The sequence below is a fragment of the Streptomyces sp. NRRL S-1813 genome (assembly GCF_000719605.1).
GTDB lineage: Bacteria > Actinomycetota > Actinomycetes > Streptomycetales > Streptomycetaceae > Streptomyces > Streptomyces decoyicus.
In genome coordinates, this window is sequence record NZ_JOHB01000004.1 from 290,131 (window position 1) to 312,931 (window position 22,801).

A 22,801-nucleotide genomic window follows, 5' to 3' on the forward strand; every position below is an offset into this window, starting at 1 on the left:
GTTGGGTGGAGTTTAGGGACCAGTTGTCAGATGCCTGATGTCTGTGCGGAAAATTCGGTGTTACGTGGGGAGCTCCGAGCGCGCTCCGCGGACGGGTGCAGATGCGTGCTCAGCGGCCAGGAGCCGATGACCTTCGGGCGGGGCGGCGCGAAGCTGCGTCCCGTACTGGTGGTCAGCCCGAGACCGACGACCGCCTCGGCGAACTTCACCGCCGCGGCGACGCCGTCCACGACGGGCACCCCGAGCGCCGCGGCGACCTTCTCCTGGAGCCCGGCCATCCCGCCGCAGCCCAGGCAGATCACCTCGGCACCGGCCCGGACGGCCTCGCGGGCGGTCTCGATGATCACCTCGACGGTCCGCTCCACGTCCTGCTCCAGCTCCAGCACGCCGAGCCCGGTGCCGCGGACCGCGGCACAGCGCTGGAGCAGCCCGGCGGTCAGCAGCCGGTCCTGGATCTGCGGGACGGCCCGGTCGAGGGTGGTGACGATGCCGTAGGCGTGGCCGAGCATCATCGCCATCTGGGCGGCGCTCTCGGTGATGTCCAGGACGGGTACGTCCAGCAGCTCCTGGGCGCCCTCCCGGCCCGGCTCGCCGAAGCCGGCCATGACCAGCGCATCGAAGCTCATCTCGAGGGTGGCGAGCCGGTCCAGGACCGCCGCGGCGCTGAGATAACCCTCGAAGTGGCCCTCGATCGACTCCGGTCCCCACAGGGGTTCGGTGGCGATGATCTCGGTACTTGGAGCGGCGGCCGCGGTGGCGGTGGCGCGGATCGCGGCGGTCATGGAAGCCGTGGTGTTCGGGTTCATGACGAGAATGCGCATGACTCTCCAGCAATTTGGAGGATTCCACAGAATGGACAGTAGGTTTCGCGCAGCAGAACGTAGCTATGGCCACTGGCACCGTCAAGGGTTCGCGGCTAGGAGCTTGCCGGACGGCTCATACCGTGGGACAAAGAGGGCCTGACCGGCGGGAACGAGTGTGCGAGAGACCGTGTGTCAACGTAAGGGGACCGGTAGGCTTCTCCGGTCGGGCCCGGCGCCCGCTAGCCCAGCCGAGACCGATCCCCGCCCCGAAAGGAACGCGACGTGCCGCCGTCCAGCGCCAGCACCTCCGCCGCCGAAGCCAAGCCCGCAGGCGCCAGCGGCGGCGTCCAGTCCCTCGAGCGCGCCTTCGACCTGCTGGAGCGGATGGCCGACGCCGGTGGCGAGGTCGGCCTGAGCGAGCTCTCCGGCAGCAGCGGACTGCCGCTGCCCACCATCCACCGCCTGATGCGCACGCTCGTCGCCTGCGGCTACGTCCGGCAGCAGCCCAACCGCCGCTACGCACTCGGCCCCCGCCTGATCCGGCTCGGCGAGAGCTCCTCGCGGCTGCTCGGTACGTGGGCACGGCCGTTCCTGGCCCGCCTGGTCGAGGAGACCGGCGAGACCGCCAACATGGCACTGCTCGACGGCGACGAGATCGTCTACGTCGCCCAGGTGCCGTCGCGGCACGCGGTGCGGATGTTCACCGAGGTCGGCCGGCGGGTGCTGCCGCACTCCACCGGCGTGGGCAAGGCCCTGCTCGCCCATCACGCCCCGGAGGAGGTCCGCGCGCTGCTCGGCCGTACGGGCATGCCCGCCGCGACCGAGAAGACGATCACCGATCCGGACCGCTTCCTCGAAGCGCTCGCCGACGTCCGCCGCCTGGGCTATGCGGTCGACGACAACGAGCAGGAGATCGGCGTCCGCTGCCTCGCGGTGCCGGTGCCCAACTCCCCCACCTCGGCGGCGATCTCCATCTCCGGCCCGACCGGCCGGGTGACCGAGGCCTCGACGGACAAGATCGTGCCGGTGCTCCAGGACGTCGCGGCGCAGCTGTCGGTGGCGCTGGCGAATCAGACGCCGGCGTAAGGCGCGACGGGCCCTCAGCGGGCCTCGCGGGCCGGGAGGCGGCATACCGGTGCCGCTTCCCCGCGCGGGCCTCGCAGCGGGCTTGCCGTCGATCCGGGGGCGGATTCAGCGCATCGGCAGAGCGGGTCCTGGTCCCTTCACCGGCGCACGCGGTCGGCTTCCGGCACCGGCGTACCGGGAACGCTCCGGCTCCGCGCTCGCGGTCACCCTGCGCGCGGGAACTCACCGAAGCGGTCGATGCCCGCACGGACCTCCGCCAGCGCAGGGGACAGCGCACTCACCGATCCGACCGCCCCGGCGATCAGCAGGAGCGAACGGCGCAGCCGGGGCACTTCCGGCAGCCCATGACTCACCATCGCGTCCAGTGCGGCCAGCTCGTCATCGGCGGCCGCCCGGTCCGGTAATTCCCCTGGAAGTACGGCCAGCTGACGGCGCAAACGGGCCACTGCCCCGCGCAGGTCCTGGACACGTGGGTCACCCTCGACCCCGGTCACTCGTCTGTCTCTCTGTAGCTGCTCCACAACGACGGCGTCCTCCAAGGCCGTTGCCCGTTTCCGCAATGCGGGACAGTTAACGCCACTCTGCGCTGATCGCGCCACACAGAGAGCGAAAAAACCGGATCATCGAGTGGATCCGGTTGCCATGGCCAAAGCTTGACGGCTCATGAGTGTTGCCTGTGGCCGGCTGCCTTCTGACGCCTCTCCCCCGTTCTCCCCTTTTCTTTTCCCCGCCGCCCACCCCCCTTCGGGGGGTGGGCGGGTGTAGTGACGCGGGTGCCCACCCCTGATGGGGCGGGGGAGGCGGTGGGGAGGTGGATGGGAGGAGGCCAGTGAGGACGCCGTCATCGTGGAGGCCAGTGAGGACGCCGTCGTTACGGAGACCGGTGAGGCGGCCGGTGGCGCGGAGACCGGTGAGGCGGCCGGTGGCGCGGATCAGGAATCCTGCTTCGGCTCCACTGCGTTGCGCCACACCCGCACATCGACGGTCATGTAGCTGCTGGGGTCCGACTTCGGTGCGTAGCCCTTGAAGGTGATCAGGGCGACATGGCCGTAGTCGGTGGTCAGGCACATCTGGGCGCCCTTGGTGAGCCGCTTGGTCATGATGGAGTCGGTGAACCGGGTCTCGCTGCGGCAGGTGGCGAGCGAGCCGTCCTGACCGGGGTTGAGCAGCACCAGCTTGCCGGTCTCGGTCTCGACCTCGTCGTCCGAGTAGGTGCTGTCCTGGTACGAGAAGTCGATGTCCGTGTCGTTGTCGGAGTTGGTCGGGTTGACCGGCTCGTCGGACAGCGACAGGTGGTACTCGTCGGGCAGGTTGATGCCCTTGTAGTCGACCGGGGTCGGGTCCTGCACCGGGGCGGCGGGGGACTTCGTACCGTCGCCGCCAGGGGTCGCCGTCGGGTCCCCCGCGGGCGTCGGCGAAGCGCCGCTGTTCTTCGCCTTGTTGTCGTCGGTGGCCTGGTCCTGCTTCGTCCGGCCGTCGTCCTTCATGACGGCATAGACGAGGCCGCCGCCGGCACCCGCGAAGGCCAGCAGACCGACCAGCACGAGGGCCGCGATCAGCCCCTTGCGCTTCTTCTTCGGCGGCTGCGGGACCGTACCCATGGCGGTCGGCCCGATGGCGGTCGGCCCCGTGACCGTAGGCCCGGTGGCGCCCGCACCGACGCCCATCGGCGCGGACGGCGCGGCGGCCGGACCGGCGGCGGACGGACCGGCGGTCGGCGCATGGGCCGCCGGTCCGAACCCCGGCGGCGGTGTCCGCGGGTGATCCAGGGTGGTCGGCACCGGCGCGGCCGGCGCCCCGGGCCCGGCGGGCGGCTGCGCCGGCTGAACCGGCGGCTGGGCGGGCCGGGTCGGCGGCTGCGCCGGAGCACCCGCGGTGGGCGCCTCCAGCGGGGGCGGCGGAGTCTGCGCGGGGGCGGGCGCGGCCGCACGCGTGGTGATGTCGGCCGCGACTGCGGTGGGCAGCCACTCCTCCGGGCGGCGCAGCTGCGTCTGGCCGGAGGCCGCGCCACACAGCTCGATCACTTCGGCGACGGACGGCCGCTCCCCCGCGTCCTTCGCCAGACACCGGGTCACCAACTCCCGCAGCTCCTCGGGGAGCCCGCTCAGATCCGGCTCCTCGTGGACGATGCGGTAGAGAACCCCGTGCGAGGTGCCCTCGCCGAACGCCGGGGTGCCGATGGCCGCGTACGCCGCGACCTGGCCGAGCGCGAAGACATCGGTGGCGGAGCTGATGGTGCTGCCCGCGGCCTGCTCGGGCGCCATGAAGGTGGGGGTGCCCACGGTGACGCCGCTGCTGGTCAGCGAGGTGGCGTCGGCGGCGCGTGCGATACCGAAGTCGATGACGCGCGGGCCGTCAGCGGCCAGCAGCACATTGGACGGCTTCAGGTCGCGGTGCACGATGCCCGCGCCGTGGATGACCTGGAGCGCCTCGGCGATTCCGGCCACCAGCAGCAGCACGGCGGAGACCGGGAGCCGCCCGTGCTCGGCGACCGCCGCGGCGAGCGAGGGGCCGGGCACATACGCGGTGGCGAGCCAGGGGCTGGCGCCTTCGGCGTCACTGTCGATGACCGGCGCGGTGTACAGGCCCTGGACGCGCTGCGCGGACTGCACCTCCTGCTTGAAGCGGCGGCGGAACTCCGGGTCCTCGCTGAACTCGGGGCGGATCACCTTGATGGCGACGGGGCGCCCGCCGGGTGTGTAGGAGAGGTAGACCTTGCCCATGCCGCCGGAGCCGAGCTTCGCCGTGAGGCGGTAGCCCGCGATCACCCGCGGATCGTCACCCTCCAGCGGCCGGAAGATCCCGGACCCGCCCACACTGTTCACCACTACGTCCCCCGACTCAGAAAAGAAGCCCGCTGTTTCCGCCCGGCAGGCGCATGGCCCGCAACGGGGAAGAACCATATCCGGCCATGCGCCGCACCGTGACATCGCAGGTGGGCGAACGTCACGCATGTCCGAAGAGCCGGTTTCGCGACGGGTTTTGGCCACCACGGCACCCCGGAAATGACCGTGCCGCGCCTTACCCGAATTCGACCTGAAGGTGCGTCAGCACATCCGTTCGCCGTGCCACCCGTTGGTGTGGGCGCACACGATCCGAAGCGTATGGCGCGACACGATGGAGCATTCTCCCTTTCAAGGAAATATCCGGCATATCACTGGATCGGAGAACGCCATGGAGTCCAACTCCGGCCCCGAGACCGGCTCGAACCACCGTCGCGTCAGCGTCGTGCAACTCATCTGTCGCGCGTACGGCCTTTCCGATGCGTCGGAGATCACGATGGAGCACATAGACCGCTATGTCTCCGAGCGCCGACGCGCGGAGGAACGCATGCCTCATCTGCGTGACCGGTTCCGGCCGGGCATTCCCCGTCCGCGCGCCTCGGGGGACGCCGCCTGACCGGCGGGCCACGCCCCAGCCGGCCGCGGAGCGAGGCGCCATGAGGTAAGCAGTCCCCATGGCACCGACGACACCCCGACAGCCGGGAGAACCGGAAGAACAACCACCCGACAGCCCCAGAGGGGCGCGGAACACCGGGCGGCCCGAGGGGAGGGTGGCCGGTCTGCTGCTCGCCGCGGGCGGTGGCCGGCGCCTGGGGGGACGGCCCAAGGCGCTGCTCGACCACCGGGGACGACCACTGGTCGAGCACGCCGCAGGGGCACTGCGGGACGGCGGCTGCCACCCCGTACACATCGTGCTGGGGGCGGCCGCCGATTCCGTACGGGAGCGGGCCGACCTCTCGGCGTACGGCATCTCGGAAAACCCGGACTGGGCCCAGGGTATGGGCTCCTCGCTCCGGGTGGGCCTCGCCGCGCTGGCGGATTCGGGGGCGGATGCGGTCGTGGTGTCCCTGGTGGACCAGCCGGGCATCGGCGCCGCGGCGGTGGCGCGGGTGGTGGCGGCGTACGCGGGCGGCTCCTCGCTCGCCTCCGCGGCGTACGACGGCCGCCGTGGCCACCCGGTCCTCTTCGGCGCCGGCCGATGGGCGGACATCGCCGCCACCGCGGAGGGCGACCGCGGTGCGCGCGCCTACCTCCGCCGGCATGCGGACGACCTCACCCTTGTCGAGTGCTCCGACATCGCCGAGCCGTACGACATCGACACGCCGGAAGACCTCCGCCGCCTGGAGTGACCCCGGACCGAGGGCGACGTGCGCACCCCTCACAACTGCCGGGCGCGGTACGGCAGTACGTACGCGGCCAGGAGTAATGGAGAGTGACCGGCATGGCACCGAGAGCCATTCGGTCACGGCTTCTGTCGACCCTGAGAATCTCGACATCAACAAACCATTGAAGTTCCGCGATAAGGAAACTAGTCTCCACTGGTCAGAAGCGCCCTGAACCCAGACGGCGCCCGCGACCGTATCCCGGAGCCCGCGGCACCCCGTGCCGCCCGGTGTTCTGGAGGCCGCCAGGCACCGCCGCTGAATGGAGTGACACTCATGTCCGCACCAGCGCCGTCCCCGCTGGCCATCGCCGAAGTCGACCCCGCTCACACCCCCGAACGGCAGGACGAGGTCCTCACCGACGCCGCCCTCACCTTCGTCGCCGAGCTCCACCGCCGGTTCACCCCGCGCCGCGACGAGCTGCTGGCCCGCCGCGCCGAGCGCCGCGCCGAGATCGCCCGGACCAGCACGCTGGACTTCCTCCCCCAGACCGCGCAGATCCGTGCCGACGACAGCTGGAAGGTGGCCGAGGCGCCCGCCGCGCTCAACGACCGCCGGGTGGAGATCACCGGTCCCACCGACCGCAAGATGACCATCAACGCGCTCAACTCCGGCGCCAGGGTCTGGCTCGCCGACTTCGAGGACGCCTCCGCCCCGACCTGGGAGAACGTCGTCTCCGGTCAGCTCAACCTGATCGACGCCTATGAGCGCCGCATCGACTTCACGGACGCCGCGTCCGGCAAGTCGTACGCCCTCAAGGACGCCGAGGAGCTCGCCACCGTCGTGATGCGCCCGCGCGGCTGGCACTTGGACGAGCGCCACCTCCAGTTCGAGGGCCGGCCGGTCCCCGGCGCGCTGGTCGACTTCGGGCTCTACTTCTTCCACAACGCCCAGCGCCTGCTGGACCTCGGCAAGGGCCCGTACTTCTACCTGCCGAAGACCGAGTCGCACCTGGAGGCCCGCCTCTGGAACGAGATCTTCGTCTTCGCCCAGGACTACGTCGGCATTCCCCAGGGCACCGTGCGCGCCACCGTCCTCATCGAGACGATCACGGCCGCGTACGAGATGGAGGAGATCCTCTACGAGCTGCGCGACCACGCCTCGGGCCTGAACGCCGGCCGCTGGGACTACCTCTTCTCCATCGTCAAGAACTTCCGTGACGGCGGCGCCAAGTTCGTCCTCCCGGACCGCAACGCGGTCACGATGACGGCCCCGTTCATGCGCGCCTACACCGAACTCCTCGTCCGCACCTGCCACAAGCGCGGTGCGCACGCGATCGGCGGTATGGCGGCCTTCATCCCCAACCGCCGCGATCCCGAGGCCAACGAAAGGGCCCTGGCCAAGGTCAAGAACGACAAGGACCGCGAGGCCGGCGACGGCTTCGACGGCTCCTGGGTCGCCCACCCCGACCTGGTCCCGGTCGCCCGCGCCTCCTTCGACGCGGTCCTCGGCGACAAGCCGCACCAGAAGGACCGCCTCCGCGAGGACGTCTCGGTGTCGGCCGCCGACCTCATCGCCATCGACACCCTCGACGCCAAGCCCACCTACCAGGGCCTGATCGACGCGGTCCAGGTCGGCACCCGCTACATCGAGGCCTGGCTGCGCGGCCTGGGCGCCGTCGCCATCTTCGGCCTCATGGAGGACGCCGCCACCGCCGAGATCTCCCGCTCCCAGATCTGGCAGTGGGTCGACGCCGGGGTCGTCTTCGAAAACGGCGAGAAGGCCACCGCGGAGCTGGTGCGCACGGTCGCCGCGGAGCAACTGGCCGCCATCCGCGCCGAGGTCGGCGAGGACGCCTTCACCTCCGGCAAGTGGCAGCAGGCCCACGATCTGCTGCTCCGGGTCGCACTGGACGAGAACTACGCGGAGTTCCTGACCCTTCCCGCGTACGAGCTGCTGGGCTGACGCCTACTCCAGCCCCATGGGCCCGAAGGGCCGGTACGTACCGCCGCACTGCGGTGCGTACCGGCCCTTCGCCGTTCCGCTCCGTGCGCCTGTCAGCTGTCGTGCCCGGCGGGCCGGCGCTGCTTGGCGCGGTGGGCGAGCGCCTCGACGATGCGTTGCCATGCCGGTGAGGCCTCGGAGATCCGGGAAGAGACCAGCTTCAGGTACCCGGCACGGTCGTTGTCCCGTTCATGTTGGATCTCCCATGCGTCCAGGTCGTCGATGAGCCGGTCCAGGCGTGGATCGTGCGGATCCCAGTCGACTGACTGATCACAGGCGAGATACAGGCGTGTCGTCTCGGGGTCGTCGAGGCCGGCGTTCTTCTCCCGTATCCGCTGCGGCATGACGTGCGGATCCAGTGCCTGCATCAGGATCCACGCGTCGCGCTCGAGTCGTACCCTGCGTTCGCTGACCCCGAGACGGCGCATCCGGTTCAGGATGGCGACCACCTCGGAGGGCAGGACAAGCCGCTCGCCGCCGGCCAGTTCGGCGATCCTGCGGCGGTTTTCGTTGAGCTGGTCGATCTTGCGCTGCAATGCGGCGTCGATGCCGGTGAGGGCCTCGGCGAATTCGGCCGGCTGTGCATGCAGCAGCGCGTCGACACGGGCCAGTGGCACCCCGGCATCGGCGAGGGTCCTGATCCGGATGAGGTCCACCGCCGCTTGCGCGCTGTAGCGGCGGTAGCCGGAGGCATCGCGCTCGGGCTCGGGCAACAGGCCGACGTGGTGGTAGTGGCGGACGGTGCGCACGGTCACGCCGGCGGTTGCCGCGAGCTGCCCGATCGTGAGCACCGTCCCCCTCAGGTCTTCGTACAACGTGGTCGTGCCGAGTCTAGGCGCGGGATGCCCGGTCGACGACGTCGCGGATCGCGCGGACCACGGCATCGGGGCGGTCGAAGCAGAGCCGGTGGTGGACGGTGTCGGAGAGGATGCGTTGCTCCCCGTGCGAGACCCCGCTCACCAGGGCCGCGTCCAGCCTCGTCCTGCCGTCGTGCATCTCTTGCAAGGTCCGCTCCGACGTCAGTGCCCGCTGGCCGGGGTCGGTGCCCACCACGGAGAGCGCTACCACCGGGACGTCGGGAATGCCGGGCCCGGCCCGCAGTTCGGTGGCCAGTTCGGCCAGCTTGCTGCGCTCGGCGATACCGGCATCGGTCCATTCGTCACTCACCTTGGCCTCGATCAGCGCCTGCCGCACATGCTCCGGGTAGCCCGCGAGCAACTCGGCGCTCATCTCACGCAGGGCCGGGCGCATCTTTTCCAGCTGCTCCCGGTCAGGTGCCATCTGCTCGACCGCGGCCAGAGCAGCCGCGGGCGGCATGAAGTCGTCCCAGTCGCGGTGGAAGGCGTCCAGCCAGACCAGCCCGGCCACGTCCTGCGGGTAGAGCTGCGCGAACCGGTGCGCGTAGAAGCCGCCGAGGGAGTGCGGCACCAGAACGTAGGGGGCGGCGATGTTCCGGGCGTGCAGCAGCTCGCGCAGTTCCGTGGCGACCGCGGCGGCGGTGCGCGGCAGCGGGAGGGGATCGCTGTAGCCCGTGCCGCCGCGGTCGTACACGACGGCGGTGGTGAACGGGGAAACCTCCTGCTGGACACCGAAATAGTCCAGGCCCACCGCGCTTGCGCCCGGCAGGAACACCACGGCCGGTCCGCCGCTGCCCGACCGGTGCACGAAAATGCGGCGGCCGTCGATCTCCTGGAACCCTCCGACCGGCGGCGCGAGCCGGGACGGGGAAGTGCTGTTGGTCGTCATGCGACAAGGCTCCAACCTTGACGCAGGGTCAGGGTCAATCCCTGCCGCCGCAGTACCCGAGACGTGCGCCGCTGTTCAGCCTCGCGGCGGATGGCGTCGGGTTCTTCGCCGGCGGAGCCGGGCCGGCGGGCTGTGGAGTCGTTACGGGGTGTCGCCGGGGCGGTAGGCGGCGGCGTACTCGGCGAGGAAGGCTGTTTCGGCGAGCAGGGCGCCGCGGAGTTCGGACCGCAGCACCCGTTCGTTGGGGCCGTGCAGACCGCAGAGGTTGTCCTCGGCGCCGAAGAGCAGGATCTCCGCGTCCGGTACGGCCTTCGCCAGGCCGTTGACCAGGGGGATGGAGCCGCCGGTCGCGCAGTGGACGGGGTCGGTGCCCCAGGCGCGGCGCAGTGCGGTGCGGGCGGCGCGGTAGGCCGGCCCGTCGGTGGCGGCTTCGTAGCCGGGGCCCGCGTCGCCGGGGGTGACGGTGAGCGGGATACCGAAGGGCCGCAACCGTTGCAGATGGCGGACGAGGGCGGCCTGCGCCTCCCGGGGGTCCTGCCGGGGGTGGACGCGGAGGTTGAGCTTGGCGCGGGCGAAGGGGACGACGGCGGAGGCGGCGCGGTCGACGGGCGGGGCGTCCAGGCCGATGACGGTGAGGGCGGGGCCGCTCCACAGCCGTTCGCCGAGGCCGCCGGTGCCGAGCAGCGGGGTGCCGTGCGGGATGCCGGCCAGCTCGCGGAACTCGTCGTCGGTGAGGGCGGTGCCGCGCCACGGTTCGCGGCGCAGTCCCTCGACGGCGACATCGCCGTGCAGGTCGTGCAGGGTCGACAGGGCCTTGAGGAGGACGAGCAGTGCGTCGGGGGCGGCGCCGCCGTACTCCCCGCTGTGCACGGCGGCGTCGAGGGTGCGCACCTCGGCGAAGACCTCGGCGGCGCCGCGCAGGGCGGTGGTGAGGGTGGGGGTGCCGGGGCGGATGTTGCCGGTGTCGGCGATGATCATCGCGTCGCAGGCGAACAGGTCGGGGTCGGTGGGCGGGTAGTCGTCGAAGGGGCTGCCGTACTCCTCCTGGCCTTCGAAGACGATTTTGATGCCGACCGGCGGGCGGCCTCCGTAGGCCCGAAGGGCGCCGATGTGGACCATGAGGTTGGCCTTGTCGTCGGCGATACCGCGGGCACGGATGCCGCCCTCGATGTCGGTGGGTTCGAAGGGCGGGGAGTCCCAGAGCCGCTCGTCGCCGGGCGGCTGGACGTCGTAGTGGCCGTAGAGGAGGACGGTGGGCGCGTCGGGGGTGGGCGGCGGGAGGCTGCCGGTGATGACGGGGGCGGTGTCGGGGAGGTTGAGCTCGCCGATGTCGGCCACGCCGGCGTCCCTGAGCAGGGCGACGAGCAGATCGCGGGCCTGGAGGACCGGCTCGGGCGAGAAGCCGGGGAAGGCGATGGAGGGGACGGCGGCGAGCCGCTTGAGATCGGCGCACACCCCGTCCATCAGCGCGTCGACGGTGGTCTCCAGAGCGGCGGCGGCCGTCCGGGCGCGGTGGGCGTGCGGGTTGTCGGCTTCCTGGTTCACCGCGAAACCCCTCTCCGTGGCGCCGTCGGTGCGCACACATTGACTCACTTTCAGGGCCAATGCAGCATATCGGGCGTTACGCGCCTGAAGGTGGCATGCGCTACGGCGCTCAGCCCAGCGGGCCGCCCAGCGCCAGTGCGGTCCGCATCGCGGCGTTCCGCAGCCCGGTCAGCCGCCGGGCATGCGCCATACGGTTCATCAGCCGCCCGGCACGCACCAGCCGCTGGGTCGCCGGACGCCGCACCCGGTCGTACGCACGCAGCGCGGTCGGCACATCCGGCGCGGCCGCCAGCGCCCGCGTCAACTCCACGGCGTCGATGAGCGCTTCGCAGGCTCCGCGGCCGAGATCGGGGGTCATGGCGTGGGCCGCGTCGCCGATGAGGACCGTACGGCCCTTGGCATAGGCGGGCAGTGGCGGATCGAGGTAGTAGAGGTCCAGGCGATGGACCTCGGACTCCGTCAGCCGGTCGAGGACCTCGCGCACTCCGGAGTGCCAGTGGCCGAACAACCCGCGCAGCGCGGCGGCTTCCCGGCCCGGATTGCGCTGCCCCTCGGGGGTGACGGCGCAGGCGAACCAGTTGGTGCGGCCGTCCGGGAGGGGCGTGATGCCGAAGCGGAGGCCCTCGCCCCAGGTCTCGGTGATGCCCCCGGTCTCCCCGTCGACGGTGCCGCGCCAGGAGGACGCGCCGACGTACCGGGCCCGGTGGCGCGGGCCGAACAGTGCCGTACGGGCCGCGCTGTTGAGCCCGTCGGCCGCGACCACCACGTCGTACGAGCCGTCCAGCGTGCGGATGTCCGCGATGCGCGCGTCGAAGGTGACCGCCCCCTCCCCTGCCGCGCCGTACAGGAGGGCGAGCAGGTCGGGACGGGAGACGAGCCGGGTCGCCTCGCCCGTACGCCGCTCCAGCCCCGCGACGTCGAGGGTGGCGATCCGGCCGCCGTCGGGCCGCAGGAAGGCGCCCGAGGTCTGCGGGCGGCTCAGGGAGCGCACCTGTGCGCCGACACCGAGGGCGTCCAGGGCGCCCAGTGCGGCCGGCCACAGGCCGAGTGCGGTACCGGCCGCGGGGAGCCGGCGGGCGCGTTCGAAGACATCGACCGACCAGCCCTTGTTGCGCAGGGAGAGAGCGGTGGCGAGCCCTCCGATGCCGCCGCCCACGACGGCCGCCGTGCGTGGTTTCCGGGTCATGGCCGCACGCTACTATGTTTATAGTGGATTGACACTACAAACATAGTAAGAACTGGGTCGGCACGAAGGGCGCACAGGGTGACACGACGGCGGGAGCAGGTGCTGGACGCGGGGATCCAGGTGCTGGGCAGCGAGGGAGCGCGGCGGCTGACCTACCAGGCCGTGGACACCGCGGCAGGAGTGCCGCCGGGCACCACCTCCAACTACTACCGCAACCGGGCGGCCCTGATCGACGGCATCGTCGACCACCTCCAGACGCTGGAGCGCCGCGACTGGGAGGCCTTCGCCGCGGCGGCCACCCCGGCCGACGCCGGCGAACTCGCCGATGCCGTGACCCAGTTCCTCCGGCACGCGACCGGCCCCGAGCGGGCCAGGACCGCCGCCCGCTTCGCGCTCTACCTGGAGTCCCCGGCCCGTCCCGAGCTGCGCCCGGCGCTCACCCGCGGCCGGGAGACCGTCGTCGGCTGGGGCGCGGAGTGGCTTCAGCGCTTCGGCTCGCCGACGCCGCGGCGGCACTGCGAGATCCTCTTCGACTACATGGACGGCGTCGCCTTCCACCAACTCGCTTTCCCGGCGGAGGACTTCGACCCGGGGCCGGGCATCCACGAGCTGCTGAGCGGGTTGCTGGGCTGAACCTTGCAGGTCGGCGGGGTGCAGGGGCCCGCCCCGGCGCCCGCACCCCCTCCGACGGCCCCACAGGAAGGCCCCGACCGGGGCGGCCTGACGGGTATACGGCCCCTCGCCAGTCTGGTAGGAAAGCTTCCTAACGATTGGGGAACCCCCCACGGCCCTCTCCGACTGGAGGACTCCATGCGCACCCGATCGATAGGCAAAGCCCTGCCCCGGACCACCACCCGCGTCGCCCTGGGCCTCGCCCTGCTCGCCGTGCCGGCCACCGCCGTCGCCACCACCGCGGGCCCGGCCGCCCCGTCCCGTCCAGCCACGGCCCAGCACGCTGCGCACACGGCACGCGCCGCGACCGGTCTCGACGACCCGGCGAAGAAGGAGATCGCCATGCAGCTGGTCTCCAGCGCGGAGAACTCCTCGCTGGACTGGAAGGCCCAGTACAAGTACATCGAGGACATCGGTGACGGCCGCGGCTACACCGGCGGCATCATCGGCTTCTGCTCCGGCACGCACGACATGCTCGAACTCGTCGAGCTGTACACCCATCGCAAGCCCGGCAATGTCCTGGCCACGTACCTCCCCGCGCTGCGCGAGGTGGACGGCAGCGACTCGCACGACGGCCTGGACCCGGACTACACCGAGGACTGGCAGAAGGCCGCCCAGGACCCGGAGTTCCAGAAGGCCCAGAACGACGAGCGGGACCGGGTCTACTTCGGCCCCGCGGTCGAGCGGGGGAAGGCCGACGGGATCGGGGTGCTGGGCCAGTTCGCCTACTACGACGCGATCGTGATGCACGGGGACGGCGACGACAGCACCAGCTTCTCCGGCATCCGCAAGCGCGCCCTGGCCAAGGCCGAGCCGCCGGCCCAGGGCGGCGACGAGAAGACCTATCTGAACGCCTTCCTCGACGCCCGGGTCTGGGCGATGAAGCAGGAGGAGGCCCACAGCGACACCAGCCGGGTCGACACCGCGCAGCGGGTGTTCCTGAAGAACGGCAACCTCGATCTGCACACCCCGCTGGACTGGAAGGTGTACGGGGACAGCTACCACATCGGCTGACCCCGCCCCGCCCCGCCGCACAGGTCCGCGCCCGCCCGCAGCCGTCCGCGCACAGCCCAACGGCCCGCAGAAGAGCCGCAGTTGCCGCTCCCCACGGGCCGTTGCCCTGCCCCGACGTCAGTGGGCGGGCGCCACCGCGGGCTCGCCGGCGTCGTCCGTGCTGCCGGGGGCGGGCCGTTGCGGTATCCCCGGATCGACAGGGCCCGCGGCGACCGTGTCCCCCGCCGCGTCCCCGTCCGCCGTCTTCCGGCCGAAGTGGTTGAAGGCGAGGTTGAGGATGATGGCGACCAGACAGCCGGTGCTGATACCGGAGTCCAGGACGACCAGCAGGTCCTTGGGGAGGTGGTGGTAGAAGTCCGGCGCGGCGATCGGGATCAGCCCGATGCCGACGGCCGCCGCGACGATCAGGGCGTTGTCGCCCTTCTCCATCGCGGCGGAGGCCAGCGTCTGGATGCCGCTGGCGGCCACCGAGCCGAAGAGCACGATGCCGGCGCCGCCGAGGACCGGCAGTGGGACCAGCGAGATGACCGAGGCCGCCACCGGACACAGACCCAGCACGATCAGGATCAGACCGCTGGTCGCCACGACGTAGCGGCTGCGCACCTTGGTCATCGCGACCAGGCCGATGTTCTGCGCGAAGGCGCTGTTGGCGAAGCCGTTGAACAGCGGGCTGAGGGCCGTGCCGAGGGTGTCGGCGCGCAGTCCGCCCTCGATGGTGCGCTCGTCCGCCGGACGGTCGACGATCCGGCCCAGGGCGAGCATGTCGGCCGTCGACTCGGTCATACAGACCAGCATCACGATGCACATGGAGACGATCGCGGCGATGTCGAACTGCGGGGCGCCGAAGTGGAAGGGCGTCGGGAAGCCGACCAGGGAGGCCTCGGTGATCGCGGAGAAGTGGGTGATGCCGACGGGTATCGCGATCAGGGTGCCGGCGATCAGACCGAGCAGGATCGCGATCTGCTGGAGGAAGCCGCGCAGCACCCGCCGCAGCACCAGCACGATCACGAAGGTCAGCGCCGCCATCCCGATGTTCGTCAGCGAACCGTAGTCCGGGGCCCGGTCGTTGCCGCCCTGGGACCAGTTGAAGGCCACCGGCAGCAGCGAGACGCCGATCAGGGTGATGACGGTGCCGGTGACCACCGGCGGGAAGAACCGTACGAGCTTGGAGAAGTAAGGGGCGAGCAGGAACCCCAGCACACCGGCGACGATCACTGCACCGAAGATGATCGGCAGCGCGTTGTCGGGGCTCTGGGCCTTGCCGATGGCGACCATCGGGGTGACACCGGCGAACGAGACGCCGTTGACGAACGGCAGCTTCGCGCCGACCTTCCAGAACCCGAGGGTCTGGAGGAGCGTGGCGATGCCCGCCGTGAAGAGGCTGGCGCCCATCAGGAAGGCGGTCTCGGTGGCGCTCAGCCCGCAGGCCGGCCCCACGATCATCGGAGGGGCCACCACGCCCGCGTACATCGCGGCCACATGCTGGAGGCCGCTGGTGAACATTTTGAAGGGCGGGAGGGTCCGGTCGACCGGATGCTTCCGGTCCCCCTCCGACTTCTGCCCGGTCATTGCGGCCACTGCGGGCCTCCTTCGTTTTCTGCGTCGCCGGGGCCCGGCGAGGCGAGGCTGTCACGGAGGGCTTGCCATGTGGTGCGTTGGTGCAAGAAGTTGCCTGGTGAGCGGTGCTGCGACACTCCGCGCTCGTGGCGCGTGGACGGCGGTGGGGCCGGCCGGCCCAGGGGTGGGAGCCGACCGGCCCGGGGGTACGAGAAGATCCCGCACCCCCGGGTCCGGCGCTTGCGGATCCCGCTCGGATCCACAAGCCCGGCCGGGAGCCGTCCCTCCCGGCCGAGTTCAGGGGTATGCGTCGGCCGTGTGACCGCGCCGTGGGGTCAGCCCCCGGCGGCGATACGGGCCAGACGCTGTGCCTCGGCCCGCGCGGTGCGGGCGATGGCGTCCTCGTCGACGTTGCTGAGGTGGTTGTCCTCGACGACCGGCCTGCCGCCGACGAGGGAGAGGGTGACCGGCGCCGCCGCGCCGAAGACGAGGGCGGTGACCGGGTCGGCGATGGAGGAGTGGCCGAGGCCGTCCAGCTTCCACAGCACCAGGTCGGCGAGCTTGCCGGCCTCCAGCGAGCCGATCTCGGACGTCCGGCCGAGGACCTGCGCGCCACCGTAGGTGCCCAGCCGCAGCGCCTTACGGGCGTTGAGCGCGGCCTCCCGGTGGGCGCCGAGGCGGTTGATCAGCAGCGCGTTGCGCAGTTCGGTGTGGAGTTCGCCGGACTCGTTGGAGGCGGTGCCGTCGACGCCGAGGCCGACCGGGACGCCGGCCGCGAGCATGTCGGGGACCCGGGCGATACCGGCCGCGAGACGGGCGTTGGAGGACGGGCAGTGCGCGACGCCGGTGCCGGTGCGGGCGAAGGCGGCGATGTCGGAGTCGTTCATGTGGACGCAGTGCGCCATCCACACATCGTCACCGAGCCAGCCGGTCGACTCGAAGTAGTCGGTCGGGCCCATGCCGAACAGCTCGTGGCAGAACTTCTCCTCCTCCACGGTCTCCGAGCCGTGGGTGTGCATCCGTACGCCCTTACGGCGGGCCAGCTCGGCTCCCTGCCGCATGAGTTCGGTGGAGACGGAGAACGGCGAGCAGGGCGCGGCGGCGATATGCACCATCGAGCCGAAGGAGGCGTCGTGGTGGGCGTCGATGGCCTCCTCGGTCGCCAGCAGGGCGCCCTCGGTGGTCTCGACGGCGAAGTCCGGGGGCAGCCCGCCGTCCTTCTCGCTGCGGTCCATGGAACCGCGGGCCAGGGTGATCCGGGCCCCGATCTCGGCGGCCGCCGCAAGCTCCGCGCCGACGAGGTCGCCGGAGCCCCGGGGGAAGACGTAGTGGTGGTCGGAGGCGGTGGTGACGCCGCCCTTGACCATCGTGCCGAGCGAGCCCTGGGTGGCCGCGGCGAGCATCGGGGCGTCGATACGGGCCCAGGTCGGGTAGAGCGCGACCAGCCAGTTGAACAGGTTGTGGTCGGTGGCCAGGCCGCGGGTGATCCACTGATAGAAGTGGTGGTGGGTGTTGACCAGTCCGGGGGTGACGAGGTGTCCGGTGCCGTCCACCCGGCGGACGACGTTCTCCAGGCCCTCGGGGGCCCGGCCGGCGCCCACCGACTCGATGAGGTGGCCGGCGACCACCACATGACCGGTGGCGTACTCGGTGTCGTGGGCGTCGACCGTCGCGATGGCGCAGTTCTCGATGACGATGCGCTGCTTCACCGCGCTGTCAGGGGATGCCGATGCAGCCATGAGGCTTCCTACTTTCGGTACGGGGCTTTGGGCACGGCATGGCCCCAGGGGATTTGAGTGCCGGAGCCGGGCGAGGCGGCTGACAGTACCGCTGCCCGCGGGGTGCTCCGGGTGCCGAGATGGTGGAAGAACAGGTTGAGCAGGACCGCGACCAGCGCGCCCGCACTGATCCCCGAGCCGAGCACGGTCTGTGCCCAGGCGGGGAAGTCGGCGTAGAAGGTCGGCGCGGCCAGCGGGATGATGCCGGCGCCCAGCGACACGGCCACCAGGATGATGTGGGAGCTGTCGTCGAGACCGGCCTCGGAGAGCGTACGGATACCGCTGACCGCGATCGACCCGAACAACACGATCCCGGCGCCGCCGAGGACGGGCATCGGCACCAGCGAGACGACCGCGCCCAGCACGGGGAACGCGCCCAGGACGAGGAGCGTGCCGCCGGCCAGCGCCACGACATACCGGCTGCGGACCCGGGTCAGCGAGACCACCCCGACGTTCTGCGCGAAGGCGCTGGTCGGGAAGCCGCCGAAGACGGGGCCGAGCAGGGTGGCGAGGCCGTCGGTGCGCAGTCCCCGGGTGAGGGTGGCGCCGGTGGTCGGGCGGTCGCAGATCTCGCCGAGCGCCAGCATCCCGGCCGACGACTCCGTCATCAGCACCAGCATCACGAGGCACAGCGAGAGGATCGCGGCGGGCTGGAACTCGGGGGCGCCGAAGGCAAACGGGGTGGGCAGGGCGGCGACCGGGGCCGTGCGCAGCCCGTCGAAGCTCGCCATCCCGAAGGGGATCGCGGCGAGGGTGCCGACGACCAGGCCGATCAGCAGCGCGATCTGCTTGAGGAAGCCCCGGGTGAAGCGCTGGACGAGCAGGATCACCACGAGGGTGAAGGCGGCCAGCGCCAGGTATTTCATGGCGCCGAAGTCGGCGGCGTGTTCGTCGCCGCCCTGCGCCCAGCCGACCGGCACGGGCATCAGGGTGACCCCGATGAGGGTGATGACGACACCGGTGACCAGTGGCGGGAAGAAGCGGAGCAGTCTGCCGAAGAACGGGCCGACCGCGAGGCAGAAGACCCCGGCGACCATCACCGCCCCGTAGATCGCGGGGAGTTGATGCCCTTTGGCCGTGGTCTCGGCGATGGCGAGCAGGGGGGTGATGCCGGCGGAGCTGGCCGCGTTGACGAACGGGAGGCGGTTGCCGGCGAGTTCGCGGATGCCGAGCGTCTGGAGGAGCGTGGCGAGCCCGGCGATGAGCAGACCGGCGGCGATCAGCCGGGTCCGGCCCGCGGGGTCCAGACCGACCGCCTGGCCGATGATGAGCGGAGGGGTGACGACACCGGCGTACATGGCGGCGATGTGCTGGAGTGCGGCCGGTACGAGCCGCTTGGCAGCCGGCTTCTCGTCCACGGGATGGACCGGTGGCGCGGGGTGGTGCGGGGCGTGCGATTGCTGTGCCATGGGTCGTTCCCCTCGGGTTTCACGTTCCCCTCCCCGCCGCGGGGCGGGGAGGGGAACGCGAGGCACGGCGTGACGTCGGAGCCACTCAGAGGTTCGTCAGATCCACCGGGATCCTGGGCTCGACACCGTCGCGCAGAACAGTGGCTTCGATCAGGCCGTACGGGCGGTCGGCCGCGTAGTAGACAGCTCCATCGGCGGTATCGTTCTTGAGCCCGAACGGCTCCAGGTCCACGAGGAAGTGGTGCTTGTTCGGGAGGGAGAAGCGGATCTCGTCGATCTCGGAGCGGTTGTTGATCACGCGCGACCCCATTTGGTACAGGGTCTGCTGGAGCGAGAGGCTGTAGGTCTCCGCGAACGCCTGGAGCATGTGCTTCTTGACCTGCTCGTACGAACGCTCCCAGTTCGGCATCCGCTGCTCGTCGTCGGTCCAGTTGAACCGCCAGCGGCTGGACACCTCGGTGGCCAGGATACGGTCGTAGGCCTCTTTCAAGGTCGTGTACTTGTCCTTGATGTAGCCCCAGAACTCCGAGTTGGTGGAGTTCATCACCACGAGGTCCTTCAGACCGGAGATGACCTGCCACTGCTCACCGTCGTAGGTGATCTCGGTCAGCCGGGTCTCCTGGCCCTTGCGGACGAAGGAGTGCTGGACCTCGTCGGCGCCGATGAAGCGGGAGCTGGCGTCGGAGGTGGCGATCCGCTCCCAGGAGTACTCCTCGATCCGGATACGGGCCCGGTGGATCGGCTCCTGGCTGGTGACGAAGTGCCGGGCCAGATGGATGCCGAACTGCTCGGCCGACTCGATCCCGTGCTCCTTGGCGAAGGCGTACACGGTGTTCTTCGTGGTGTCCGTCGGCAGGCAGTGGGCGTTGGAGCCGGAGAGGTGGACCTCTTCCAGGTCGCCGGAGAGCGCGACCGAGACGTTCAGGTCCTTGATGTGGTGCGTGTCGCCGTCGCGGGTGATCTTGACGACGCGGTTCTCCGCTTTGCCGTACTGGTTCTGGCCGAGAATCACCGGGCGGGCCGGGCGGGAATGGGCAGTCATGTCGGTGCTAGCTCCCTCGGTATACGGAGTAGCCGAACGGGTTGAGCAGCAGCGGTACGTGATAGTGCTCGCCCGGCATGACGGCAAAGGTGATTGCCACCTCCGGGAAGAAAGCTCCGCTGTCCCTTACGCGGGGGGCGTCCTGCTGTTCCTCGGCTTGCTGAGTTGCCTTGTGGTCTGCGCGGTGCTGATGCGATACGAAGTACTCCTCGACGGCGAAGTCGAGGCGCACATGGGTGGTGCCTTCGGGCAGGGCCGGAAGGTCCTTGCAGCGTCCGTCCGCGTCGGTCGTGGAGGCGCCGTGGGCGGCCCAGGCGCCGTCGCTGCCGGAGCGCACCGAGAGCGTGAGGGCGACGCCCTCCGCGGGGCGGCCCACGCTGGTGTCCAGGATGTGCGTGGACACCGACGTCCGTGCAGCCGTCTCGCTGCTCATGCTGCGTCTCCTTCTGCGTGCGCGATACGGGTCAGGCGGATGCGGTTGATCTTGCCCAGTTCCCCACGGACGATCTCTCGTTCCTGTTCCGGCGTGTTGTCGATCCGGTTACGGACCGCGTCACGCATCTGCTCTCCGGTACGGCCGGAGGCGCAGATCAGGAAGACGTGCCCGAACTTCTCCTGGTAGGCCAGGTTGAGTTCGAGCATCTCCGCCTTGAGCGCTTCGGAGGCGCCGGACATACCGCTCTGCTCGCGGTGCGAGGTGGGGTCACCGGGCTTCGGCCTGCCGATCGGCGGGTGCCCGGCCATCGCCTCGGCCAGGTCCTCCGCGGTCAGCTCCGCCATGGCGGCGTCGCTCGCGGCGAACAGGGCGTCGGTGGTGGCGTAGGGGCGCTGCGCGAGAACCTTGCTCCCCCAGGCCCGGCTGGCACACACCTCGTGCAGCGCGGCCCGCGCGGTGGTGTCGTCGGCGGTGTTGAACCGGGTGAGCCCCGGCGTGGGCTCGGGGGTGTCCCCCGTCGAGCGTGGTGAACTCGAAGACACGGGAAGCCTCCGTGGCCTGGTGCTGGACAGCTCTGCTTGGCTGGAAACAGCTAAGACCCCCGGCAACAACACGTCAACACTTTGTTGAAAACTCGGCGACACAAAAGCCGCCGCCCGGCGCTGCGGGGCGGCGGCCCGGGGAGGGGGGCCACGCCCCGGCGAGGACCCGCCTCAGTCGGCGTCCTTCGCGGCGTTTTCCCTGTTCAGGTAGTTGTACACGGTGAAGCGGCTGACGCCGAGGGCACTCGCGACCGTCTCCACGCCGTGCCGTACCGAGAAGGCGCCACGGGACTCCAGGATCCGCACCACCGATTGCTTGGTCTTGCGGTCCAGCTCCGCCAGCGGCATGCCGTGCCGGCGCTGGAGCTCGGCCAGGATGTGGTCGAGCGAGTCCGACAGATGCGGGAGCCGTACGGCAACCCGGTCCTGCCCCTCCCAGGTCAGCACGACATCGTCGCCCTGAGCCTGGTCCGGCGCGACCAGCTGTCCGCCCATCGCGTCGATCAGCGGCTTGACCGCCTGGACGAACGGGTGGTCGGCGGGCTCCGTCACGTCGCCTCCCCCTCGCCCTGCCCGGCATCCCGGATCACGTTCACCTGGAGGGAGACCCGGGTGGCACCCGCCTGGAGGGACTCGCGCAGCAGGGCGGCCACCGCGCCGAGCACCTGGTCGGCGTCGCCCTCGGCCGTATTGCCGAACGGACCGACGTCGACGGCGTCCAGCCGCGCGCCCGTGACGACGTCCCGCGCCACCACCGCATGCGCCGGCGCCTCGTCCAGGTCGAACGGCTCCGTCGTGAACTCCACTCTCAATCGCACGCCGCTCAACCTACGCGCGGTTCGGCCCGGCCACCAGAAATTGCCCCGGGGCCCTCTTGACAGCCTTTGAGGCCGCCAGGCAGTGTTCCAGTAAGCAGAAAAACAGTTCCACTATCCGGAAGGAGCGCCCGCCCCGATGGGTTTCACGGACACGCGCTTCAACGTCAATCTGTCGATCCTGTTCACCGAGCTTCCGTTGCTGGAGCGGCCGGCGGCCGCACGGGCGGCGGGCTTCACGGCGGTGGAGCTGTGGTGGCCGTGGGTGGATTCCCCGGTGCCGGAGCAGGCGGAGCTGGAGGCGCTGCGCGCCGCGCTGAACGATGCCGGGACGCGGCTGGTGGGCCTGAACTTCTACGCCGGGCAGCTGCCCGGCCCCGACCGCGGCGCCCTGTCGGTGCCGGGCGAGGAGTCGGAGAAGTTCCGGGCGAACGTGCCGGTGGCCGTGGAGTTCGCCCGCTCGCTGGGCTGCACGGCCTTCAACGCCCTCTACGGCAACCGCATCGAGGGCGTTCCGGAGGCGGAGCAGGACGAGCTCGCGCTGGAGAACCTGGCCTTCGCCGCCCGCGCGGTCGCCGAAGTCGGCGGGTCGCTGCTGATCGAGGCGCTCAACGCGCCGGAGTCGCCCCACTGCCCGATCGTGAGCGCGCCGAAGGCCATCGAGGTCGTGGACGCGGTGAACGCGGCGACGGGGCTGGACAACGCCCGGTTCCTGATGGATCTGTACCACCTGTCGATGAACGGCGAGGACCTGGACGAGGTCATCGACCGCTACACCGCCAAGACCGCCCACGTACAGATCGCCGACAACCCCGGCCGCGGCGCCCCCGGCACCGGTGACCTGGACTTCACGGCGTTGCTGGGCCGGCTGAAGAAGGCCGGATACGACGGCTGGACCGGCCTGGAGTACAAGCCCGGCGACGGGCCGGGCGCGAGCGCCTTCGAGTGGCTCCCGGCCCCTCTGCGCGCCGCCCACTCCTGACGTCCCACAGCTTTTCGAAAGAGGCACCCTCATGAGCAATCTGCCCAAGATCGCGTGGATCGGTCTCGGCATCATGGGC

22 protein-coding genes are annotated in these 22,801 nt (G+C 70.8%); 7 read left to right on the plus strand and 15 right to left on the minus strand.

Features of this window, described 5'->3' with window-relative positions; genetic code table 11:
* Window positions 1-26: 26 nt before the first annotated feature.
* Complete coding sequence (locus IF67_RS0110010; protein WP_030984219.1) at window positions 27-821, minus strand: aspartate/glutamate racemase family protein; 795 nt, start codon at window positions 819-821, stop codon at window positions 27-29.
* Between the two features lie 264 nt (window positions 822-1,085).
* Between IF67_RS0110010 and IF67_RS0110015 the strand changes: the two genes are divergently transcribed.
* Window positions 1,086-1,889, plus strand: a complete 804-nt coding sequence (locus tag IF67_RS0110015; protein ID WP_030984220.1) for an IclR family transcriptional regulator — start codon at window positions 1,086-1,088, stop codon at window positions 1,887-1,889.
* 203 nt (window positions 1,890-2,092) lie between these two features.
* On the opposite strand, the gene IF67_RS0110020 is transcribed toward IF67_RS0110015, so the two are convergent.
* Both IF67_RS0110020 and IF67_RS0110025 read right to left on the minus strand, forming a co-directional pair.
* Window positions 2,093-2,383 (minus strand): DUF5955 family protein, encoded by a 291-nt coding sequence (locus IF67_RS0110020; RefSeq protein WP_030984221.1) that lies wholly within the window; start codon window positions 2,381-2,383, stop codon window positions 2,093-2,095.
* A gap of 438 nt (window positions 2,384-2,821) precedes the next feature.
* The gene (locus tag IF67_RS0110025; RefSeq protein ID WP_030984226.1) at window positions 2,822-4,717 is read right to left on the minus strand and encodes a serine/threonine protein kinase; all 1,896 of its coding nucleotides are present in this window, start codon (window positions 4,715-4,717) and stop codon (window positions 2,822-2,824) included.
* 346 nt (window positions 4,718-5,063) lie between these two features.
* On the opposite strand from IF67_RS0110025, the gene IF67_RS0110030 reads away from it, so the two are divergent.
* The 3 genes from IF67_RS0110030 (at window position 5,064) to aceB (ending at window position 7,959) form a co-directional block, all read left to right on the plus strand.
* Window positions 5,064-5,288, plus strand: a complete 225-nt coding sequence (locus tag IF67_RS0110030; RefSeq protein ID WP_030984227.1) for a hypothetical protein — start codon at window positions 5,064-5,066, stop codon at window positions 5,286-5,288.
* Between the two features lie 154 nt (window positions 5,289-5,442).
* Window positions 5,443-6,021 (plus strand): nucleotidyltransferase family protein, encoded by a 579-nt coding sequence (locus IF67_RS0110035; protein WP_030984230.1) that lies wholly within the window; start codon window positions 5,443-5,445, stop codon window positions 6,019-6,021.
* Window positions 6,022-6,330: 309 nt separating this feature from the next.
* Window positions 6,331-7,959 (plus strand): malate synthase A, encoded by a 1,629-nt coding sequence (gene aceB, locus IF67_RS0110040; protein WP_030984234.1) that lies wholly within the window; start codon window positions 6,331-6,333, stop codon window positions 7,957-7,959.
* A gap of 92 nt (window positions 7,960-8,051) precedes the next feature.
* Here the strand turns inward: aceB and IF67_RS0110045 are convergent, their stop codons facing one another.
* The 4 genes from IF67_RS0110045 to IF67_RS0110060 all read right to left on the minus strand — a co-directional run bounded on the left by IF67_RS0110045 (window position 8,052) and on the right by IF67_RS0110060 (window position 12,475).
* Window positions 8,052-8,789 (minus strand): MerR family transcriptional regulator, encoded by a 738-nt coding sequence (locus tag IF67_RS0110045; protein WP_030984237.1) that lies wholly within the window; start codon window positions 8,787-8,789, stop codon window positions 8,052-8,054.
* A 40-nt stretch (window positions 8,790-8,829) separates the two neighbouring features.
* Window positions 8,830-9,744 (minus strand): alpha/beta fold hydrolase, encoded by a 915-nt coding sequence (locus IF67_RS0110050; protein ID WP_030984238.1) that lies wholly within the window; start codon window positions 9,742-9,744, stop codon window positions 8,830-8,832.
* A 141-nt stretch (window positions 9,745-9,885) separates the two neighbouring features.
* Window positions 9,886-11,289 carry a M20/M25/M40 family metallo-hydrolase gene (locus IF67_RS0110055; RefSeq protein ID WP_078889367.1) on the minus strand — a complete coding sequence of 468 codons (1,404 nt, stop codon included), beginning with the start codon at window positions 11,287-11,289 and terminating at the stop codon, window positions 9,886-9,888.
* Window positions 11,290-11,398: 109 nt separating this feature from the next.
* Window positions 11,399-12,475 carry an FAD-dependent monooxygenase gene (locus IF67_RS0110060; protein ID WP_030984242.1) on the minus strand — a complete coding sequence of 359 codons (1,077 nt, stop codon included), beginning with the start codon at window positions 12,473-12,475 and terminating at the stop codon, window positions 11,399-11,401.
* 78 nt (window positions 12,476-12,553) lie between these two features.
* On the opposite strand from IF67_RS0110060, the gene IF67_RS0110065 reads away from it, so the two are divergent.
* Complete coding sequence (locus IF67_RS0110065; RefSeq protein ID WP_030984243.1) at window positions 12,554-13,108, plus strand: TetR/AcrR family transcriptional regulator; 555 nt, start codon at window positions 12,554-12,556, stop codon at window positions 13,106-13,108.
* A gap of 177 nt (window positions 13,109-13,285) precedes the next feature.
* Entirely contained in the window at window positions 13,286-14,161 is an 876-nt protein-coding gene (locus IF67_RS0110070) for a chitosanase (RefSeq protein WP_030984245.1), read from the plus strand.
* 117 nt (window positions 14,162-14,278) lie between these two features.
* Here IF67_RS0110070 and IF67_RS0110075 read toward each other — a convergent pair whose 3' ends face one another.
* From IF67_RS0110075 to IF67_RS0110110, 8 genes are all read right to left on the minus strand, one after another.
* Window positions 14,279-15,730 (minus strand): nucleobase:cation symporter-2 family protein, encoded by a 1,452-nt coding sequence (locus IF67_RS0110075; protein ID WP_037839066.1) that lies wholly within the window; start codon window positions 15,728-15,730, stop codon window positions 14,279-14,281.
* Between the two features lie 323 nt (window positions 15,731-16,053).
* Entirely contained in the window at window positions 16,054-17,457 is a 1,404-nt protein-coding gene (locus IF67_RS0110080; RefSeq protein WP_030984248.1) for an 8-oxoguanine deaminase, read from the minus strand.
* Window positions 17,458-17,465: 8 nt separating this feature from the next.
* Window positions 17,466-18,905, minus strand: coding sequence for a nucleobase:cation symporter-2 family protein (locus IF67_RS0110085; RefSeq protein ID WP_051817834.1), 1,440 nt, complete (start codon window positions 18,903-18,905; stop codon window positions 17,466-17,468).
* 85 nt (window positions 18,906-18,990) lie between these two features.
* On the minus strand, window positions 18,991-19,947 hold the full coding sequence (pucL, locus tag IF67_RS0110090) for a factor-independent urate hydroxylase (protein WP_030984251.1): 957 nt from the start codon (window positions 19,945-19,947) through the stop codon (window positions 18,991-18,993).
* 7 nt (window positions 19,948-19,954) lie between these two features.
* Window positions 19,955-20,380: a hydroxyisourate hydrolase gene (gene uraH / locus IF67_RS0110095; RefSeq protein WP_030984253.1), complete on the minus strand. Its 426-nt coding sequence runs from the start codon at window positions 20,378-20,380 to the stop codon at window positions 19,955-19,957.
* The gene (gene uraD / locus IF67_RS0110100) at window positions 20,377-20,925 is read right to left on the minus strand and encodes a 2-oxo-4-hydroxy-4-carboxy-5-ureidoimidazoline decarboxylase (protein ID WP_037839067.1); all 549 of its coding nucleotides are present in this window, start codon (window positions 20,923-20,925) and stop codon (window positions 20,377-20,379) included. Before uraD ends, uraH begins: the two co-directional genes overlap by 4 nt.
* Before the next feature lie 171 nt (window positions 20,926-21,096).
* A complete protein-coding gene (locus IF67_RS0110105; protein WP_030984260.1) occupies window positions 21,097-21,477 on the minus strand; it encodes a helix-turn-helix domain-containing protein in 381 nt (126 codons plus the stop codon).
* Window positions 21,474-21,743, minus strand: coding sequence for a hypothetical protein (locus IF67_RS0110110; RefSeq protein WP_199812704.1), 270 nt, complete (start codon window positions 21,741-21,743; stop codon window positions 21,474-21,476). Before IF67_RS0110110 ends, IF67_RS0110105 begins: the two co-directional genes overlap by 4 nt.
* 136 nt (window positions 21,744-21,879) lie before the next feature.
* Here IF67_RS0110110 and IF67_RS0110115 point away from each other — a divergent pair, with 136 nt between their 5' ends.
* A complete protein-coding gene (locus IF67_RS0110115) occupies window positions 21,880-22,722 on the plus strand; it encodes a TIM barrel protein (RefSeq protein WP_030984264.1) in 843 nt (280 codons plus the stop codon).
* The last annotated feature ends 79 nt before the right edge of the window (window positions 22,723-22,801 follow it).